Source organism: Pseudomonas sp. MD330_10 (assembly GCF_042610415.1).
GTDB classification, from domain to species: Bacteria; Pseudomonadota; Gammaproteobacteria; order Pseudomonadales; family Pseudomonadaceae; genus Aquipseudomonas; species Aquipseudomonas rhodesiae.
Map to the genome: position 1 here is coordinate 129,455 of NZ_JBHGZU010000004.1, position 17,205 is coordinate 146,659.

At 61.4% G+C, this 17,205-nt stretch carries 15 protein-coding genes; all 15 read left to right on the plus strand.

Annotated features, from left to right (window positions below):
• Positions 1–346 precede the first annotated feature (346 nt).
• The 15 genes from mraZ (at position 347) to ftsZ (ending at position 17,176) form a co-directional block, all read left to right on the plus strand.
• Positions 347–802, plus strand: coding sequence for a division/cell wall cluster transcriptional repressor MraZ (gene mraZ / locus ACFZPT_RS08100; protein WP_003171868.1), 456 nt, complete (start codon positions 347–349; stop codon positions 800–802).
• Positions 799–1,746, plus strand: coding sequence for a 16S rRNA (cytosine(1402)-N(4))-methyltransferase RsmH (gene rsmH / locus ACFZPT_RS08105; protein ID WP_034095955.1), 948 nt, complete (start codon positions 799–801; stop codon positions 1,744–1,746). The genes mraZ and rsmH overlap by 4 nt, the downstream gene beginning before the upstream one ends.
• Positions 1,743–2,036: a cell division protein FtsL gene (gene ftsL / locus ACFZPT_RS08110; RefSeq protein ID WP_034095956.1), complete on the plus strand. Its 294-nt coding sequence runs from the start codon at positions 1,743–1,745 to the stop codon at positions 2,034–2,036. The genes rsmH and ftsL overlap by 4 nt, the downstream gene beginning before the upstream one ends.
• Positions 2,036–3,778 (plus strand): penicillin-binding protein 2, encoded by a 1,743-nt coding sequence (locus ACFZPT_RS08115; protein WP_167389880.1) that lies wholly within the window; start codon positions 2,036–2,038, stop codon positions 3,776–3,778. The genes ftsL and ACFZPT_RS08115 overlap by 1 nt, the downstream gene beginning before the upstream one ends.
• Positions 3,778–5,241: a UDP-N-acetylmuramoyl-L-alanyl-D-glutamate--2,6-diaminopimelate ligase gene (gene murE, locus ACFZPT_RS08120; RefSeq protein WP_034095958.1), complete on the plus strand. Its 1,464-nt coding sequence runs from the start codon at positions 3,778–3,780 to the stop codon at positions 5,239–5,241. Before ACFZPT_RS08115 ends, murE begins: the two co-directional genes overlap by 1 nt.
• The gene (murF, locus tag ACFZPT_RS08125; RefSeq protein WP_099312819.1) at positions 5,234–6,604 is read left to right on the plus strand and encodes a UDP-N-acetylmuramoyl-tripeptide--D-alanyl-D-alanine ligase; all 1,371 of its coding nucleotides are present in this window, start codon (positions 5,234–5,236) and stop codon (positions 6,602–6,604) included. The genes murE and murF overlap by 8 nt, the downstream gene beginning before the upstream one ends.
• The gene (gene mraY / locus ACFZPT_RS08130) at positions 6,604–7,686 is read left to right on the plus strand and encodes a phospho-N-acetylmuramoyl-pentapeptide-transferase (protein ID WP_034137015.1); all 1,083 of its coding nucleotides are present in this window, start codon (positions 6,604–6,606) and stop codon (positions 7,684–7,686) included. The genes murF and mraY overlap by 1 nt, the downstream gene beginning before the upstream one ends.
• 6 nt (positions 7,687–7,692) lie before the next feature.
• On the plus strand, positions 7,693–9,039 hold the full coding sequence (murD, locus tag ACFZPT_RS08135; protein ID WP_047881639.1) for a UDP-N-acetylmuramoyl-L-alanine--D-glutamate ligase: 1,347 nt from the start codon (positions 7,693–7,695) through the stop codon (positions 9,037–9,039).
• The gene (gene ftsW, locus ACFZPT_RS08140; RefSeq protein WP_034095962.1) at positions 9,036–10,259 is read left to right on the plus strand and encodes a putative lipid II flippase FtsW; all 1,224 of its coding nucleotides are present in this window, start codon (positions 9,036–9,038) and stop codon (positions 10,257–10,259) included. Before murD ends, ftsW begins: the two co-directional genes overlap by 4 nt.
• Positions 10,249–11,319, plus strand: a complete 1,071-nt coding sequence (gene murG, locus ACFZPT_RS08145; RefSeq protein ID WP_034095963.1) for an undecaprenyldiphospho-muramoylpentapeptide beta-N-acetylglucosaminyltransferase — start codon at positions 10,249–10,251, stop codon at positions 11,317–11,319. The genes ftsW and murG overlap by 11 nt, the downstream gene beginning before the upstream one ends.
• The gene (gene murC, locus ACFZPT_RS08150) at positions 11,312–12,757 is read left to right on the plus strand and encodes a UDP-N-acetylmuramate--L-alanine ligase (RefSeq protein ID WP_034095964.1); all 1,446 of its coding nucleotides are present in this window, start codon (positions 11,312–11,314) and stop codon (positions 12,755–12,757) included. Before murG ends, murC begins: the two co-directional genes overlap by 8 nt.
• Positions 12,754–13,710, plus strand: coding sequence for a D-alanine--D-alanine ligase (locus ACFZPT_RS08155; protein ID WP_034095965.1), 957 nt, complete (start codon positions 12,754–12,756; stop codon positions 13,708–13,710). Before murC ends, ACFZPT_RS08155 begins: the two co-directional genes overlap by 4 nt.
• A 4-nt stretch (positions 13,711–13,714) precedes the next feature.
• Positions 13,715–14,584 (plus strand): cell division protein FtsQ/DivIB, encoded by an 870-nt coding sequence (locus ACFZPT_RS08160; protein WP_034095966.1) that lies wholly within the window; start codon positions 13,715–13,717, stop codon positions 14,582–14,584.
• Positions 14,585–14,599: 15 nt separating this feature from the next.
• Positions 14,600–15,862, plus strand: coding sequence for a cell division protein FtsA (ftsA, locus tag ACFZPT_RS08165; RefSeq protein WP_034095967.1), 1,263 nt, complete (start codon positions 14,600–14,602; stop codon positions 15,860–15,862).
• Between the two features lie 117 nt (positions 15,863–15,979).
• A complete protein-coding gene (gene ftsZ / locus ACFZPT_RS08170; protein ID WP_034095968.1) occupies positions 15,980–17,176 on the plus strand; it encodes a cell division protein FtsZ in 1,197 nt (398 codons plus the stop codon).
• Positions 17,177–17,205 lie beyond the last annotated feature (29 nt).

Here is a 17,205-nt window from a genome sequence, read left to right on the forward strand (position 1 = left end):
CTCTATCCGAATCTCGGGCAGAAAACCGGTAGTAACGCAAGAATCCCTCCCTGCCAAATCATTGGCAGATGCATCTTCGTAATACCAAAAAAATCTTACTCTTAATAAATTACTTTAACTTCAAGCAATAGCTCTTTGAGCTTGCTGTGCTTGTTGGGTCAAAATTATCGCTGAACTCTGGTTTCTCCTCCTTTTACGCTCCTAAATCTCCGTTCTGTAAGGCTTTTCCTTGAATCCGTGCCTTGACGGTGTGGTGGGCGCATTCCTATAGTGTGCGCAAGTGGCGGAAAGTGGCACAAAGTGGGTTTTTTGAACGTAAAACGCTAAAATTTGGAGAAACGCATCTGTGTTTCGCGGAGCTAACGCTATCAGTCTCGACGCAAAGGGCCGTCTCGCTATGCCGAGCCGGTATCGCGACGAGCTGATTTCGAGAAGTTCCGGCCAGTTGATCATCACTATTGATGCCGTTGACCCTTGTTTATGTGTTTACCCCCTCGACGAGTGGGAGTTGATTGAAACCAAGTTGCGCGCCTTGCCTTCATTACGCGAAGAAAACCGCCGCCTGCAGCGTTTGCTGATCGGCAATGCCGTCGACCTTGAGCTTGATGGCAGCGGTCGTTTCCTGGTGCCGCCGCGTCTGCGCGAGTACGCCAAGCTCGATAAGCGCGCGATGTTGGTCGGCCAACTGAACAAGTTCCAATTGTGGGACGAAGATGCCTGGGATGCTGTTTCTGCAGCTGACCTGGCTGCTATTCAACAACCGGGCGCCATGCCTGACGAACTGCGTGATCTGATCCTGTGACTATTGATAGCGGCTTTAACCACATCACCGTACTGCTTGACGAAGCCGTTGAGGCTCTCGCTGTACGCGCGGATGGCTGCTATTTGGATGGCACGTTCGGCAGGGGCGGGCACAGCCGGTTGATCCTCAGTCAGCTCGGGCCGGATGGAAAACTCCTCGGGTTCGACAAAGACCCCCAAGCGATTGCCACCGGGCAAGCGCTAGCGGCCGAAGACGGCCGCTTTGTCGTTGTGCAGCGCAGCTTTGCCGAGCTGGGAGCCGAAGTGGCCGAGCGCGGCATGGCAGGCAAGGTGGCCGGGGTGTTGCTCGACTTGGGCGTTTCTTCCCCACAGCTCGATGACCCGGAGCGCGGCTTCAGCTTCATGAACGACGGCCCGCTCGATATGCGCATGGACCCCACCCGGGGCGTCAGTGCCGCGCAGTTCATCGCCACCGCACCGGTGGAAGAAATCGCCCGTGTATTCAAAGAGTACGGTGAAGAGCGCTTCGCCGGTCGCATGGCTCGTGCCGTGGTTGAGCGCCGCGAAATCCAGCCGTTCGAGCGCACCGCCGACCTGGCCGAAGTATTGAAAGTCGCAAACCCTGCGTGGGAAAAGGGCAAGAACCCGGCGACCCGTGCGTTCCAAGGCCTGCGTATCCACGTCAATAACGAATTGGGCGATCTTGAGGCCGGCCTGGAGGCTGCCCTCGACGCACTGGAAGTAGGCGGTCGTCTGGTGGTGATCAGCTTCCACTCTCTGGAAGACCGTATCGTTAAACTGTTTATGCGTCGCCTGGTCAAGGGCGAGTCCGACAACCTGCCGCGCAACCTGCCGGTACGGTTCGAAGCTTTTGTGCCGAAAATCAAAATCCATGGCAAAGCGCAGTTCGCTTCTGAAGCTGAACTCAAAGCTAACCCGCGTGCCCGCAGTGCTGTTATGCGCGTTGCGGAGAAGCTGCGGTGAGTAAGCTTTTCGCCAAGCCCCTCCCGGGTGGCAGCTTCTTTATGTTGCTGCTGTTCATCGGCGTACTGGTGTCCGCGATTGCGGTGTCCTACAGCGCCCACTGGAACCGTCAACTGCTCAACACCCTATATGGGGAGTTGAGTGTGCGTGACAAAGCCCAGGCCGAGTGGGGCCGGTTGATCTTGGAACAAAGTACCTGGACGGCCCACAGTCGTATCGAAGTGCTGGCCACCGAGCAGTTGAAAATGCACATCCCGAGCGCGGCTGACGTGCGGATGGTGGCGCCATGATGAAACTCGAAGGCGCACTGTACCCATGGCGCTTCCGCCTGGTGCTCGGTTTGCTGGCGCTGATGGTGGGGGCGATCGCCTGGCGCATCGTTGATCTGCAAGTGGTCGATCGCGACTTTCTGATCGGTCAGGGCGATGCCCGCAGTCTGCGTCATATTCCTATTCCTGCGCACCGTGGCCTGATCACCGACCGCAACGGCGAGCCCTTGGCTGTCAGTACGCCGGTGACCACGCTGTGGGCAAACGCCAAGGAACTGCAAGTCGCCAAGGACCGCTGGCCGGCCCTCGCCGCCGCCCTCGGTCAAGACCCTAAGGCCTTGGCCGAGCGTCTGGAAGCTCAGGCCAATAAAGAGTTCATCTATCTGGTGCGCGGTCTGACGCCTGAGCAGGGCCAGCAGGTGCTCGACCTTAAAGTCCCCGGTGTCTACGGCATCGAGGAATTCCGTCGCTTCTACCCGGCCGGTGAAACCACCGCCCACATGGTGGGTTTCACCGACATCGACGACCATGGCCGCGAAGGCGTAGAGCTGGCCTACGATGAATGGCTCGCCGGGGTTCCCGGCAAGCGACAAGTCATCAAGGATCGGCGCGGCAGGTTGATCAAGGATGTCCAGGTCACCAAAAACGCCAAGGCCGGTAAGCCCTTGGCGTTGTCGATTGATCTGCGTTTGCAATACCTGGCCAACCGTGAGCTGCGTAACGCGATCATCGAAAACGGCGCCAAGGCCGGCAGCCTCGTGATCATGGACGTGAAGACCGGCGAAATCCTGGCCATGGTGAACCAGCCTACCTACAACCCGAACAACCGTCGCAACCTGCAACCGGCGATGATGCGCAACCGCGCCATGATCGACGTGTTCGAGCCGGGTTCGACCATGAAAGCCATCTCCATGAGTGCCGCCCTCGAAACCGGGCGCTGGAAGCCCAGCGACAAAGTCGAGGTCTATCCGGGCACGCTGCAGTTGGGCAAATACACCATTCGTGACGTTTCCCGTACCGAGGGACCGGTGCTGGATCTGACCGGCATCCTGATCAACTCCAGTAACGTGGGTATGAGTAAGGTCGCCTTCGATATCGGCGGCGAAACCATCTACCACCTGGCGCAGAAGATCGGCCTGGGCCAACCCACGGGCTTGGATTTTCCGGGCGAGCGTGTCGGTAACCTGCCGAACTACCGCGACTGGAAAAAAGCCGAGACCGCCACCTTGTCCTACGGCTACGGCCTGTCGGTGACTGCGATCCAACTGGCTCATGCCTTCTCTGTGCTGGCCAACAACGGCCGCATGGTGCCGTTGAGCCTGATCCACGTCGATGAAGCGCCGAAAGCGACCCAGGTGATCCCGGAAAATGTCGCCAAGACTATGCAAGGCATGCTGCAACAAGTGATCGAGGCGCCGCGCGGTGTATTCCGTGCCCAGGTGCCGGCGTATCACGTGGGCGGCAAGTCCGGTACCGCACGTAAGACGTCGGTGGGTACCAAGGGGTACGCCGAGAACTCGTATCGTTCGTTGTTCGCTGGCTTCGGCCCAATGAGCGATCCGCGCTACGCCATCGTCGTGGTGATCGATGAACCGAGTAAGGCCGGTTACTTCGGTGGCCTGGTCTCCGCGCCGGTGTTCAGCAAAGTGATGTCCGGCACCCTGCGCTTGATGAACATCACCCCGGACAACCTGCCGCCCACCCAACAAGCGAACGCCGGGCCACCGGCCGCTGCCGTAAAAGCCAATGGAGGGCGCGGCTGATGTCTCTGAGTTTGAACAAGATCTTCGCCCACGCCGGGCGCGACCTATTGATTCGTGAGCTGACCCTGGACAGCCGCAATGTGCGTGCCGGTGACCTGTTCCTGGCGGTGCCGGGTGGCAAGTTCGACGGCCGTGCACACATTGCCGATGCGTTGCAGCGCGGTGCAGCCGCCGTGGCTTATGAAGCCGAAGGCGCCACCGTGCTACCGATCACCGACGTGCCGCTGATTCCGGTCAAGGGGCTGGCCAAACAGTTATCCGATATCGCCGGGCGTTTCTATGGCGAGCCGAGCCGCCACCTCAACCTGGTGGGCGTGACCGGCACCAACGGCAAGACCAGCGTGACCCAATTGGTTGCCCAGGCTCTTGATCTGCTGGGCCAGCATTGCGGGATTGTCGGCACCCTGGGGACCGGTTTCTATGGCGCGCTGCAAAGCGGTCTGCACACCACCCCGAACCCGATTGCCGTGCAAGCGACCCTGGCCGACCTGAAAAAGGCCGGTGCCAAGGCCGTGGCCATGGAAGTCTCGTCCCACGGGCTGGATCAAGGCCGCGTCAGCGCTCTGGCGTTTGATGTGGCGGTGATGACCAACCTGTCCCGCGACCATTTGGACTACCACGGCACCATGGAGGCTTACGCCGCCGCCAAGGCTAAGCTGTTCGCCTGGAACGATCTTAAGTGTCGGGTGGTGAACCTGGACGATGACTTCGGTCGCCAATTGGCCGCCGAACACAGCGAAGCGCGCCTGATCAGCTACAGCCTGCACGATTCAAGTGCCTACCTGTATTGCCGCGAAGCCCAGTTCAACGACGAAGGCGTGCGTGCCACCCTGGTGACACCTCAGGGCGAACATCACCTGCGCAGTACATTGCTCGGCCGGTTCAACCTGAGCAATGTACTGGCTGCCATCGGCGCGTTGCTGGGCCTGGACTACGCCCTGGACGAAATTTTAAAAGTACTGCCGAAGCTGGAAGGCCCGGCCGGCCGTATGCAGCGTCTGGGTGGCGGCAAACAGCCGTTGGTGGTGGTCGATTACGCCCATACGCCGGACGCCCTGGAAAAAGTCCTCGAAGCGCTGCGCCCCCACGCCAAGGGCAAATTACTGTGCCTGTTCGGCTGCGGCGGTGATCGTGATCGCGGCAAGCGCCCGCTGATGGCCGAGATTGTTGAACGTCTGGCAGACGGCGTGTTGGTCACCGATGACAACCCGCGCAGCGAGAACCCGAGCCAGATCTTCGACGATATCCGTGCCGGCTTCAAAGACGTATCCAAGGCCACCTTCGTTGCCGGCCGCGGTGCCGCCATCGCCCAACTGATCGCCAGCGCAAGCGCCGACGATGTGGTGGTACTGGCCGGTAAAGGCCACGAGGACTATCAGGAAATCAACGGCGAGCGGCATGCCTTTTCCGATCTGGTCGAGGCTGATCACGCCTTGAGCGCCTGGGAGGTTGCCCATGCTTAAGCCGATGCGCTTCAGTGAACTGACCCAGGCCCTGTCGGGCCGCATGTTGTCCAGCGACTGCCGCTTCGACGGTGTCAGCATCGACAGCCGTGCCATCCAGCCAGGGCAACTGTTTGTTGCGCTGGCCGGCCCGCGCTTTGATGGCCACGACTACCTGAATGACGTCGCCGCCAAAGGCGCCGTGGGTGCCTTGGTGCAGCGCGAAGTGCCGGAGTCGAGCCTGCCGCAGTTGTTGGTTGCCGACACCCGCTTGGCCCTGGGCCAACTGGGCGCACTCAACCGTGCCGCGTTCGATAAGCCTGTGGCTGCCATCACCGGTTCCAGCGGCAAGACCACGGTCAAGGAACTGCTCGCCGGTGTCTTGCGCACCCGTGGTCCGGTACTCGCTACCCGTGGCAACCTGAATAATGATTTCGGCGCGCCGTTGACCCTTCTCGAACTGGCCCCGGAACACACGGCGGCGGTGATCGAACTGGGTGCATCGCGCATCGGCGAAATCGCCTACACCGTCGCACTGACCAAGCCTCACGTCGCCGTTATCAATAACGCCGGTACCGCTCACGTCGGTGAGTTCGGTGGCCCGGAAAAGATCGTCGAAGCCAAGGGTGAAATCCTTGAAGGCCTCGACGCTTCGGGCACTGCCGTATTGAACCTCGACGACAAAGCCTTCGAAACCTGGCGTGTGCGCGCCGCCGGTCGCAAGGTCCTGACGTTTGCCGTGCTTAACGCCGCGGCTGATTTCCATGCATCCAACATCACCGTCGATGCACGCGGCTGCCCTTCCTTTACCTTGCACACCCCGCAAGGCAACGAGCACGTGCAACTGAATTTGTTGGGCAACCATAACGTCGCCAATGCCCTGGCCGCCGCCGCCGCCGCCCATGCCCTGGGCGTGTCGCTGTTCGGTATCGCCACGGGGCTGGGCGCTGTGCAACCCGTCAAAGGCCGCACCGTGGCGCAGTTGGCTACCAATGGTATGCGCGTGATCGACGACACCTATAACGCCAACCCCTCTTCCATCAACGCTGCGGCCGACCTGCTCAAAGGGTTCGCCGGGCGCAAGGTGCTGGTGCTGGGCGATATCGGCGAACTGGGCGACTGGGCCGAGCAGGGGCATCGGGAAGTCGGTGCCTACGCGGCGGGCAAAGTCGATGCGCTGTACGCAGTCGGTCCGAACATGGCCCACGCCGTCGCCGCCTTCGGCCCCGGTGCCACGCATTTCGCCAGTCAAGCCGAGTTGATCCAGGCCATCGGCGCGGCCGAACACGATAAAAACACAACCATTTTGATCAAGGGATCGCGCAGCGCGGTGATGGAAAACGTCGTCGTAGCCTTGTGTGGCTCAAGTACGGAGAAACATTAATGCTGCTGCTGCTGGCTGAGTATCTGCAACAGTTCCACAAAGGCTTCGCGGTCTTCCAGTACCTGACCCTGCGCGGGATTCTAGGTGTGCTGACCGCGTTGTGTTTGTCGCTGTTCCTCGGGCCGTGGATGATCCGCACCCTGCAGAACCTGCAAATTGGTCAATCGGTTCGCAATGACGGCCCGCAGTCGCACCTGTCCAAATCCGGCACGCCGACCATGGGCGGCGCGCTGATCCTGTCGTCCATCGGTGTCAGCACTTTGCTGTGGGCTGACCTGAATAACCGTTACGTATGGGTGGTGTTGCTGGTGACCCTGCTGTTCGGTGCCATCGGCTGGGTGGACGACTACCGCAAGGTGATCGAGAAGAACTCCAAGGGGCTGCCAAGCCGCTGGAAGTATTTCTGGCAATCGGTATTTGGCCTGGGTGCGGCGATCTTCTTGTACATGACGGCCCCAAGCGCGGTGGAAACCACGCTGATTCTGCCCATGCTCAAGGATGCCAGTATTCCCCTGGGTATCGGTTTCGTGGTGCTGACCTACTTCGTGATCGTCGGCTCCAGCAACGCCGTCAACCTCACCGATGGCCTCGACGGCCTGGCGATCATGCCGACGGTGATGGTGGGCGGCGCGCTCGGCATCTTCTGCTACCTGTCGGGTAACGTGAAATTCGCTGAATACCTGCTGATCCCTTATGTACCGGGGGCGGGCGAGCTGATCGTGTTCTGTGGCGCGCTGATCGGTGCGGGGCTTGGGTTCTTGTGGTTCAACACCTACCCGGCCCAAGTCTTCATGGGCGACGTCGGCGCACTGGCGCTGGGCGCGGCCCTGGGCACCATCGCGGTGATCGTTCGCCAGGAAATCGTGCTGTTCATCATGGGCGGTGTTTTCGTGATGGAAACCCTGTCGGTGGTCATCCAGGTGGCGTCCTTCAAATTGACCGGGCGCCGCGTGTTCCGCATGGCGCCGATTCACCACCACTTTGAACTCAAGGGCTGGCCCGAGCCGCGCGTGATTGTCCGCTTCTGGATCATCACCGTGATTCTGGTGCTGATCGGCCTTGCCACCCTGAAACTGAGGTAGAAACGAGTGTCCCTGATCGCTTCAGACCACTTCCGCATCGTTGTCGGCCTCGGCAAGAGCGGCATGTCCCTGGTTCGCTTCCTGGCGAACCGGGGCACGTCGTTTGCCGTGGCCGATACGCGGGAAAATCCACCGGAGCTGGTCACGCTGCGTCGTGACTACCCGCACGTGGAAGTGCGTTGTGGCGAGCTGGATGTCGAGTTTCTGTGCCGTGCCGACGAGCTCTACGTGAGCCCCGGCCTGGCCCTGGCGACTCCGGCCCTGCAAGCGGCTGCGGCCCGTGGCGTGAAGCTGTCCGGCGATATCGACCTGTTTGCGCGCAATGCCAAGGCGCCGATTGTAGCCATCAGCGGTTCCAACGCGAAAAGCACCGTCACCACCCTGGTCGGCGACATGGCGGCAGCGGCCGGCAAACGCGTGGCCGTGGGCGGCAACCTCGGCACCCCGGCGCTGGACCTGCTCAGCGATGACATCGAGCTGTACGTGATGGAGCTGTCGAGCTTCCAACTGGAGACCACCCACGACCTCGGTGCCGAAGTGGCCACCGTGTTGAACGTGAGTGAAGACCACATGGACCGCTACAGCGGCCTACCGGCGTATCACCTGGCCAAGCACCGGATCTTCCGCGGCGCTAAGCAAGTGGTGGTCAACCGTAATGATGCCCTGAGCCGTCCGCTGATGGGCGAAGGGTTGCCATGCTGGACATTCGGTTTGGGCAAACCCGACTTCAAGGCTTTCGGCATTCGTGAAGAGAATGGCGAGAAATACCTGGCATTCGAATTCCAGAGCCTGATGCCGGTGCGCGAGTTGAAAATCCGTGGTGCCCACAACCAGTCGAACGCCCTGGCGGCACTGGCGCTCGGGCATGCCGTGGGTTTGCCGTTCGATGCCATGCTCTCGACCCTGCGCACTTTCGCCGGGCTTGAGCACCGCTGCCAATGGGTGCGTGACTTGGACGGTGTGAGCTATTACAACGACTCCAAGGCCACCAATGTCGGTGCCGCGCTGGCCGCCATTGAGGGCCTGGGTGCCGATATCGACGGCAAGCTGGTGCTGATCGCCGGTGGCGACGGCAAAGGCGCCGACTTCAAGGATCTCAAGGCACCGGTGGGCGCCCACTGCCGCGCCGTGGTGTTGCTGGGCCGTGATGCCGAGCTGATCGCCGCCGCCCTCGGTGACGCGGTGCCGCAGATTCGCGTGGCCTCCCTGGACGAAGCCGTCCTGCAATGCAAAGCCGTGGCCCAACCCGGTGACGCCGTTCTGCTGTCGCCGGCCTGTGCCAGCCTGGACATGTTCAAGAACTACGAAGAGCGCGGCCAGCTGTTCGCTCGCGCCGTGGAGGCCTTGGCATGAACCTGAACCTGAGAAACATCATCAAGCCGTACCCGTCGCCGATTATTACCGGGCGCGGTATCGACCTGGATTTCCCAATGCTTGCCGGTTGCCTGGCGCTGCTGGGCCTGGGCTTGGTGATGATCACTTCGGCGTCTTCCGAAGTCGCCGCCGTGCAGTCCGGCAACACCCTCTACATGATGATCCGCCATCTGGTGTACCTGGTGATCGGTATCGGTGCCTGCATCGTGACCATGATGATCCCCATCGCCACTTGGCAGCGCCTGGGCTGGTTGATGCTGATCGGCGCGTTCGGCTTGCTGGTGATGGTGATCCTGCCGGGCATCGGTCGCGAGGTAAACGGCTCGATGCGCTGGATCGGTTTCGGCGCGTTCAACGTGCAACCCTCGGAAATCGCCAAGGTGTTCGTGGTGATCTACCTGGCTGGCTATCTGGTGCGACGTCAGAAGGAAGTGCGCGAGAGTTGGATGGGGTTCTTCAAGCCATTCATCGTGCTGCTGCCCATGGCCGGCCTGTTGCTGATGGAACCCGACTTCGGCGCCACCGTGGTGATGATGGGTGCGGCGGCGGCGATGCTGTTCCTTGGCGGTGTAGGTCTGTTCCGGTTCACCTTGATGGTGGTGCTGGCGGTGGCGGCCGTGACGATTCTGGTGCAGGCGCAACCCTACCGGATGGCGCGTCTGATCACCTTTACCGACCCATGGTCCGACCAGTTCGGTTCCGGCTACCAGCTGACCCAGGCGTTGATCGCTTTCGGCCGGGGCGAGTGGCTGGGCGTTGGCCTGGGCAACAGCGTACAGAAGCAGTTCTACCTGCCCGAAGCCCACACGGACTTCGTGTTCTCGGTACTCGCCGAAGAGCTCGGCGTAGTGGGCTCGCTGTGCACTGTTGCGCTGTTCGTGTTCGTGTGTGTACGCGGCATGTATATCGGCTTGTGGGCCGAGAAGGCCAAACAATATTTCGCCGCGTATGTGGCGTACGGCTTGTCGTTCCTGTGGATCGGCCAGTTCCTGATCAATATCGGTGTGAACGTAGGCCTGCTGCCGACCAAAGGGCTGACCTTGCCGTTCCTCAGCTACGGCGGCAGTTCCTTGGTGATTTGCTGCGCGTGCCTGGGTTTGCTGCTGCGCATCGAGTGGGAGAGTCGCACCCACCTGGGCAGCGAAGAGATGGAATTCAGCGAAAGCGACTTCGCCGAGGAGCCTATCCATGGGCGCTAATGTGCTGATCATGGCGGGCGGTACCGGGGGCCATGTGTTCCCGGCCCTGGCGTGTGCGCGGGAGTTCCAGAGCCGTGGCTACACGGTGCACTGGCTGGGGACGCCGCGCGGCATCGAGAACGAATTGGTGCCTAACGCTGGGTTGCCGCTGCACCTGATCAACGTCAGCGGCCTACGTGGCAAGAGCAAGTTGTCCTTGCTCAAAGCACCGTTCGTATTGCTCAAGGCGGTTTGGCAGGCGCGCAAGGTTATCCGTGAGTTGAAGCCTGTCTGCGTGCTTGGCTTCGGCGGTTACGTGACCGGCCCTGGCGGCGTAGCAGCAAGGCTGGCCGGCGTGCCGGTGATAGTGCACGAACAGAACGCCGTGGCCGGCACCGCCAACCGCCTGCTGGTGCCGCTGGCGGCGCGGGTGTGTGAGGCATTCCCGAACACCTTTGGCTTGTCGAGCAAACGCCGCACCACCGGCAACCCGGTGCGTACCGAGCTGTTCATGGGCATCGCTCGCGATGCCTTGGCCGGGCGCAAGGCGCACCTGTTGATCCTGGGCGGAAGCCTGGGCGCTGAACCACTGAACAAATTGCTGCCCGAAGCCGTGGCACAACTGCCGCTGGAGCTACGCCCGGAGATCTTTCACCAGGCCGGCAAAAACCACGATGAAGTCACCGCCGCGCGTTATCGCGAAGCCGGTGTGGAGGCCAACGTACAGCCTTTCATCAAAGACATGGCCCATGCCTATGGCTGGGCCGACCTGGTGGTTTGTCGCGCTGGTGCGCTGACCGTCAGTGAACTGGCCGCCGCCGGTCTGCCGTCCTTGCTGGTGCCTCTGCCCCATGCGATCGACGATCACCAGACCCGCAACGCCGAATATTTGGCCGGGGAGGGCGCTGCCTTCCTGCTGCCGCAAAGAACGACTGGCGCCGCCGATTTGGCCGCACGCCTGACCGAGGTTTTGATGCAACCGGAACGACTTAACAGCATGGCGAGCACCGCAAGCCGCCTGGCCAAACCTGAAGCAACCCGCACCGTGGTCGATATCTGCCTGGAGGTGGCCCATGGTTGAGAATCAGAAAGCCATGCCGCAGCCGGAAATGCGCCGTATCCGTCGCATTCACTTCGTCGGAATCGGCGGCGTGGGTATGTGCGGCATTGCTGAAGTGCTGCTCAACCTGGGCTATCAGGTGTCCGGTTCGGACTTGAAAGAATCCCAGGTCACCGACCGCCTCAAATCCTTTGGTGCGCAGATCTTTATCGGCCACCGTGCCGAGAACGCCGCCGAGGCCGATGTGCTGGTGGTGTCCAGCGCGGTGAACACAGCTAACCCGGAAGTGGCCACCGCCCTTGAACGTCGTATTCCCGTGGTGCCGCGCGCCGAGATGCTCGCCGAGCTGATGCGCTATCGCCACGGCATCGCGGTCGCCGGTACCCACGGCAAAACCACCACCACCAGCCTGATCGCCTCGGTGTTCGCCGCCGGTGGCCTGGACCCGACGTTCGTGATCGGTGGCCGTCTGAATGCAGCCGGTACCAACGCCCAGCTTGGCACCAGCCGCTACCTGATCGCCGAAGCCGACGAAAGCGATGCCAGCTTCCTGCATCTGCAACCGTTGGTGGCTGTGGTCACCAACATCGACGCCGACCACATGGCGACCTACGACGGTGACTTCAACAAGTTGAAGAAAACCTTCGTCGAGTTCCTCCACAACCTGCCGTTCTACGGCTTGGCGGTGGTGTGCCTGGACGACCCTGTAGTGCGCGAGATTCTGCCGCTGGTCAAACGCCCGACCGTCACTTACGGCTTCAGCGAAGATGCCGACGTGCGTGCGATCAATGTGCGTCAGGAAGGCATGCAAACCTTCTTCACCGTGCTGCGTCCGGACCGTGAGCCGTTGGATGTGTCGGTGAACATGCCGGGTAACCACAACGTATTGAACTCCCTGGCGACCATCTGCATTGCTTCCGATGAAGGCGTCAGCGATGAAGCGATCGTCGAAGGTCTGTCGCGCTTTGCCGGTGTGGGCCGACGCTTCCAGGTCTACGGCCAATTGCCGGTGGAGGGCGGCGACGTGATGCTGGTGGATGATTATGGTCACCACCCGACCGAAGTCGCCGCCGTGATCAAGGCCGTGCGCGGTGGCTGGCCGGAGCGTCGCCTGGTGATGGTGTACCAGCCGCACCGCTACAGCCGTACCCGCGATCTATACGATGACTTCGTCAATGTATTGGCCGACGCCAACGTGCTGCTGCTGATGGAGGTCTACCCGGCCGGTGAAGAACCGATCCCGGGCGCCGACAGCCGCAAGCTATGCAACAGCATCCGCCAGCGTGGCCAGTTGGACCCGATCTACATTGAGCGCGGTGTGGACCTGGCGCCAATCGTCAAACCGCTGCTGCGTGCCGGTGACATTCTGCTGTGCCAGGGCGCCGGTGACATCGGTGGCCTTGCCCCTAAATTGCTGGCGAGCCCGCTCTTCGCCGCTGCCCAGGGGAAGTCGAAATGATCACGAACTACGAAGCCCTGTTTTCCACCATCACGCCTGCCGACTTCGGCCGCGTGGCGGTGTTGTTTGGCGGTAAGAGCGCCGAGCGTGAAGTGTCACTCAAGTCCGGCAACGCCGTGCTCGAAGCCCTGCAAAGCGCCGGCGTGAATGCGTTCGGGATTGATGTGGGCGATGATTTTCTCGCGCGCCTGTTGGCCGAAAAAATCGACCGCGCCTTTATCATCCTGCACGGTCGCGGCGGTGAAGACGGCAGCATGCAGGGCCTGTTGGAGTGCGCCGGTATTCCCTACACCGGTAGCGGCATCCTGGCCTCGGCATTGGCCATGGACAAGCTGCGCACCAAGCAGGTGTGGCACAGCCTGGGTATTCCAACCCCGCGTCACAGTGTTCTGTGCAGCGAAGCCGATTGTATTTCTGCAGTCGAGGAACTGGGCACTCCTTTGATCGTCAAACCTGCCCATGAAGGCTCCAGTATCGGCATGGCCAAAGTGAACTCGGCCGCCGAATTGATCGACGCATGGAAAGCGGCAAGTACCTACGATTCGCAAGTGTTGGTGGAACAGTGGATTTCCGGTCCCGAGTACACCATCGCCACCCTGCGTGGCCAGGTATTGCCGCCCATCGCATTGGGCACGCCCCACACCTTTTACGATTACGACGCCAAGTACCTGGCTTCCGATACCCAGTACCGGATCCCATGCGGCCTCGACGCAAACAAAGAACAGGAATTGATGGACCTTACGGCGAAAGCCTGTGAGGCGTTGGGTATCGCCGGTTGGGCACGGGCAGACGTGATGCAGGACGACCAAGGCAACTTCTGGTTCCTTGAGGTCAACACCGCACCAGGCATGACCGATCACAGCCTGGTACCAATGGCTGCCCGTGCCGCCGGTCTGGACTTCCAGCAGTTGGTGCTGGCGATCCTGGCCGCCAGCATCGAGGCAAGAGGCTAACGACATGAAAGGCGCATCGCTTCGTCATCAGCCCCCACGTGCACCGAGCCGCAAGCCGGTGCCCCGGGGTGCCAGTCGCATGGTGGCTAAAGAGCCGATGTCGGCGCGCCTGCCGAAGGCCAATTTTGCTTTCCTCAAGGCGCTGTTCTGGCCGGTGTTGCTGGTGGTATTGGGCTTCGGCACTTATGAAGGCGCGCAGCGTCTACTGCCGTACGCCGACCGCCCGATCACCAAGATCAGTGTGCAGGGCGATCTGAGCTACATCAGCCAGCAGGCGGTACAGCAGCGCATCGGCCCGTTCCTGGCGGCGAGCTTCTTCACCATCGACCTGGCCGGCATGCGCCGGGAGCTGGAGCAGATGCCGTGGATCGCCCACGCCGAAGTGCGTCGCGTGTGGCCGGATCAGGTGACGATCCGCCTGGAAGAACAACTGCCGGTGGCCCGTTGGGGCGACGAGGCGCTGTTGAACAACCAGGGCCAGGCGTTCACCCCGCGTGAGCTGGCCAACTACGAGCACCTGCCGCAGTTGTTCGGGCCGCAGCGGGCGCAGCAGCAAGTGATGCAGCAGTACCAGGCCTTGAGCCAGATGCTGCGGCCACTGGGCTTCTCCATTGCGCGCCTGGAATTGCGTGAACGGGGCAGCTGGTTTTTGACAACCGGGGCAGGCAGTTCCGGCCCGGGCATCGAGTTGTTGCTGGGACGCGACCGCTTGGTGGAGAAGATGCGCCGCTTTATTGCCATCTACGACAAAACCTTGAAAGAACAGATTACGAACATTGCGAGCGTCGACCTGCGTTACGCCAACGGCCTTGCCGTCGGCTGGCGTGAACCGGCTGCGCCCACGGCAGCGCAACCCGCTGTCGCGAAGAATTAAGAAGAGGCAGGACCCATGGCAAACGTGCAAAGCGGCAAAATGATCGTCGGTCTGGATATCGGCACCTCCAAGGTGGTGGCGCTGGTGGGCGAGGTCGGGGAAGACGGCACGATCGAAATCGTCGGTATTGGCACGCATCCGTCCCGGGGCCTGAAGAAGGGCGTGGTGGTGAACATCGAGTCCACCGTGCAATCGATCCAGCGCGCCATCGAAGAAGCGCAGTTGATGGCCGGTTGCCGGATTCACTCGGCGTTCGTTGGCGTGGCGGGCAACCATATCCGCAGCCTGAACTCCCACGGCATCGTGGCGATCCGCGACCGCGAGGTCAGCTCGGCCGACCTGGAGCGCGTGCTCGACGCCGCCCAGGCCGTAGCAATCCCGGCTGACCAGCGCGTCTTGCACACCCTGCCGCAGGACTACGTGATCGATAACCAGGAAGGCGTTCGCGAGCCTTTGGGCATGTCGGGCGTACGTCTGGAAGCCAAGGTCCATGTGGTCACTTGTGCGGTCAATGCCGCGCAGAACATCGAGAAGTGCGTGCGCCGTTGCGGCCTGGAAATCGACGACATCATCCTTGAGCAACTGGCCTCGGCCTATTCGGTGCTGACCGACGACGAAAAAGAACTGGGCGTGTGCCTGGTGGACATCGGCGGCGGTACCACCGATATCGCGATCTTCACCGAAGGTGCGATCCGTCACACCGCCGTGATCCCGATTGCCGGCGACCAGGTGACCAACGACATCGCCATGGCACTGCGCACACCGACCCAGTACGCCGAAGAAATCAAGATCCGTTACGCCTGCGCCCTGGCCAAACTGGCCGGTGCCGGCGAAACCATCAAAGTGCCGAGCGTGGGCGATCGTCCACCGCGCGAACTGTCGCGTCAGGCCTTGGCCGAAGTGGTCGAGCCGCGCTACGACGAACTGTTCACCCTGATCCAGGCTGAACTGCGCCGCAGCGGCTACGAAGATTTGATCCCGGCCGGCATCGTGCTGACCGGCGGCACCTCGAAGATGGAAGGCGCGGTCGAACTGGCCGAGGAAATCTTCCATATGCCGGTGCGCCTGGGCGTGCCACATGGCGTCAAGGGCTTGGGCGACGTGGTGCGCAACCCGATTTATTCCACCGGCGTGGGCTTGCTGTTGTACGGGCTGCAGAAGCAGACCGACGGCATTTCCCTGTCGGGCCCAAGCAACCGTGATAGCTACCGTGGCGACGACGAAGCCAAGGCACCGTTGTTCGAGCGGTTACAGGCTTGGGTAAAAGGGAACTTCTAACGAAGTTGGCTTCAAGCGACAAGTTACAAGCTTCAAGCTTGCAGCTCATGGCTTGCAACTTGGAGCTGCTGTAAAGCAGTAGGCGAAAAAACTAGAGAAAACGAAAGGAGAGGGAAAATGTTCGAACTCGTAGACAACATCCCCGCCAGCCCGGTCATCAAAGTGATCGGTGTCGGCGGTGGCGGCGGCAACGCTGTCAACCATATGGTCAAGAGCAACATTGAAGGCGTTGAATTCATCTGCGCCAACACTGATGCCCAGGCGCTGAAAAGCATCGGCGCGCGCACCATCCTGCAATTGGGCACCGCGGTGACCAAGGGCCTCGGCGCTGGCGCCAACCCGGAAGTCGGCCGTCAAGCCGCCCTGGAAGACCGCGAGCGTATTGCCGAAGTGCTGCAAGGCACCAACATGGTGTTCATCACCACCGGCATGGGCGGCGGTACCGGTACCGGTGCTGCGCCGATCATTGCCGAAGTGGCCAAGGAAATGGGGATTCTGACGGTTGCAGTAGTGACCCGTCCGTTCCCGTTCGAAGGTCGCAAGCGTATGCAGATCGCCGACGAAGGCATCCGTCTGCTGTCTGAAAGCGTCGACTCGTTGATCACCATTCCCAACGAGAAGCTGCTGACCATCCTGGGCAAGGACGCGAGCCTGCTGTCCGCTTTCGCCAAGGCTGACGATGTACTGGCCGGTGCCGTTCGCGGTATCTCCGACATCATCAAGCGCCCAGGCATGATCAACGTCGACTTTGCCGACGTGCGTACCGTGATGAGCGAAATGGGCATGGCGATGATGGGCACTGGCTGCGCCAGCGGTCCGAACCGTGCACGCGAAGCCACCGAAGCGGCCATCCGCAACCCGCTGCTGGAAGACGTGAACCTGCAAGGCGCACGCGGCATCCTGGTGAATATCACCGCCGGTCCTGACCTGTCCCTGGGTGAGTACTCCGACGTGGGTAGCATCATTGAAGCCTTCGCTTCCGAGCACGCCATGGTCAAGGTCGGTACCGTGATCGATCCGGACATGCGCGACGAGCTGCACGTCACCGTGGTTGCCACCGGTCTGGGTGCTAAGATCGAGAAGCCTGTAAAGGTGATCGACAACACCCTGCACAGCAGCCAGGCCAGCCAGGCGGCTGCCGCTCCAGCCCCTGCGCGTCAGGAGCTGCCGTCGGTGAACTACCGCGATCTGGATCGTCCGACCGTGATGCGCAACCAGGCTCAGGCCGGTGCTGCGGCGTCCCGTAGCCCGAATCCGCAAGATGACCTGGACTACCTGGACATCCCGGCATTCCTGCGTCGTCAGGCCGATTAATGGAATGTATCAGGGCTATGAAGGTGATT

Coding starts and splice junctions, on each gene's coding strand:
- ACFZPT_RS08115 (WP_167389880.1), top strand. CDS start 2,036: ATGAAACTCGAAGGCGCACTGTACCCATGGCGCTTCCGCCTGGTGCTC.
- murE (WP_034095958.1), top strand. CDS start 3,778: ATGTCTCTGAGTTTGAACAAGATCTTCGCCCACGCCGGGCGCGACCTA.
- murF (WP_099312819.1), top strand. CDS start 5,234: ATGCTTAAGCCGATGCGCTTCAGTGAACTGACCCAGGCCCTGTCGGGC.
- mraY (WP_034137015.1), top strand. CDS start 6,604: ATGCTGCTGCTGCTGGCTGAGTATCTGCAACAGTTCCACAAAGGCTTC.
- ftsW (WP_034095962.1), top strand. CDS start 9,036: ATGAACCTGAACCTGAGAAACATCATCAAGCCGTACCCGTCGCCGATT.
- murG (WP_034095963.1), top strand. CDS start 10,249: ATGGGCGCTAATGTGCTGATCATGGCGGGCGGTACCGGGGGCCATGTG.
- murC (WP_034095964.1), top strand. CDS start 11,312: ATGGTTGAGAATCAGAAAGCCATGCCGCAGCCGGAAATGCGCCGTATC.
- ACFZPT_RS08155 (WP_034095965.1), top strand. CDS start 12,754: ATGATCACGAACTACGAAGCCCTGTTTTCCACCATCACGCCTGCCGAC.
- ACFZPT_RS08160 (WP_034095966.1), top strand. CDS start 13,715: ATGAAAGGCGCATCGCTTCGTCATCAGCCCCCACGTGCACCGAGCCGC.
- ftsA (WP_034095967.1), top strand. CDS start 14,600: ATGGCAAACGTGCAAAGCGGCAAAATGATCGTCGGTCTGGATATCGGC.
- ftsZ (WP_034095968.1), top strand. CDS start 15,980: ATGTTCGAACTCGTAGACAACATCCCCGCCAGCCCGGTCATCAAAGTG.